Source organism: Lichenihabitans sp. Uapishka_5 (assembly GCF_033947565.1).
GTDB lineage: Bacteria > Pseudomonadota > Alphaproteobacteria > Rhizobiales > Beijerinckiaceae > Lichenihabitans.
Window position 1 is genome coordinate 1 of sequence record NZ_JARPVX010000187.1, and the last position, 1,690, is coordinate 1,690.

Sequence of the window (1,690 nt, forward strand, 5' to 3'; positions counted from 1 at the left end):
ATCGCTGCCGCCGGCTACGACGCATGCGACCCAGATTGAAAGGCAACAGCTCTAGTTCGTCCCATTCTTGCGCTGCACGTAGCGGCCAGCACAGGTGTGGAGCATCCTCCTAGGCACGCCGAGAGTGCCTTCGGGAGGTCGCCGGTCAAAATCGGACTTTTACTGGGCTCAACACGCGTCCTGATACGTCGCTATTGATCCAACAGCGTTACCCAGGCTCCCGCATAGCTCGCTTGTTCTCGAACGATCTCCGTTGCCGAGTGCCACCGATCTATGAGAGGGCAGTGCGATAAGGCTGCGGCAGGAGCTCGTGTGGTCCCCTCTCGGGCAAGGGTTCAGCCAGGTCGAAACAGCCGTTATGGGTTCTTGATGATCGATCTCGCCGCCCTTGCTTATGTGAAGTCTGACCAGGATGGCCTTTGGCGCCCCACCGCGCCGCGGGCGGATTTCGGCTACAGCGATGGTCCACAAGAGCAAGCCGTGCGCAACGCGATCGTCGACGCGACCGATTGATCGACCTTCTCACGTGATCTCGAACGAATGGGCTGAAGGAACATGCCTCGAGCCTGATCGCGACTTTGATCGGGGTTGGTTGGAGGTGGTGCGAAGCGCGCCTAAATGACATTGCTCTGCTGCATCGGGCCATGTGGCTGGACTGGGAACGTGTGCCGGATTTATCTAAATCCGGCACACCGACCCGTTCTCTCCGCGGCAGTTCATGTCTGAAAGATGATGCGGCGACCTCGGGTTAGGCGGCAACCTACGTGGAGACGATATGAACGGAGCAATCATTTGATTCTGCCGTTGTGTCGCTTTTCAGGAATGCCACATTGATTAGCAAAGCTGCCGTTTCAGGCTGGCCGCCGTTGAGATTGGCGACGATCGTCGTTCGAGGTGGTGATGGCGCAAGCGTTAGGCCTCCATTGTTTGACCCTCAGTGGTGCTGCTGCTTATCGCCAAGGCACACTTAAATGCCCGTGTAGAATTAGCAAAGTTGTGCGTGCAATCGATTGATTATCAAACCGCTCGGGGGGGCTGAAGCGGTTCAGCTGGTGCTTGTGAATGTAGTTAGTTCGCGTGGATTTTGTCTCGCCATGGCTTTATGAGGGAGGCCGTGGTGCGATCTATTTATATAGCTATCTTCACTATTAGGAGAAAGGCAGCTTGACCTATATCGCCCACCCCTCCCCCTGGCTGTCGATTGGAGCCTTCGCGATCGTAGGGGCGGGCGTATGGGGCACCCGGCTGGCCCGGATCGTGCAGCCCTCCGCCAACCGGCTGGCCTCGATCGACGGATTGCGGGGCGTTCTCGCGCTATCCGTCTTCTTCCATCACTTCTTCATCTCGTACCAATGGAAGCACACGGGCCGCTGGGAGGTGCCGCCGACCCATCTTCACAATCTGATGGGCGGCTGCAGCGTCGTCCTGTTCTTCATGATCACTGGCTTTCTGTTCTTCGGCCGCATCAAGGCGGCCCGTGGTGCGCTCAACCTGAACGCGTTCTTCGCCGGCCGCCTGTTCCGGCTGCTGCCGGTCTATGGCGTGACTGTCCTGCTGATCTATGCGGCCGCCCTCCGGGTCACCGGCGCTCACTGGTCGACCGCTTTGCAGCCGAGCTTCGAGTCATGGGTTGGGATTGACCCGGTTTGGTGGACACCCTGAAGCTTTCATCAGAGGTGTTGCCAATGCC

At 58.4% G+C, this 1,690-nt stretch carries 2 protein-coding genes; both read left to right on the top strand.

The features are described from left to right. Positions 1 to 369 precede the first annotated feature (369 nt). Positions 370 to 513 carry a hypothetical protein gene (locus tag P7D22_RS23030; RefSeq protein WP_319936573.1) on the top strand — a complete coding sequence of 48 codons (144 nt, stop codon included), beginning with the start codon at positions 370 to 372 and terminating at the stop codon, positions 511 to 513. A 651-nt stretch (positions 514 to 1,164) separates the two neighbouring features. Then, a complete protein-coding gene (locus P7D22_RS23035; protein WP_319936574.1) occupies positions 1,165 to 1,662 on the top strand; it encodes an acyltransferase family protein in 498 nt (165 codons plus the stop codon). Positions 1,663 to 1,690 lie beyond the last annotated feature (28 nt).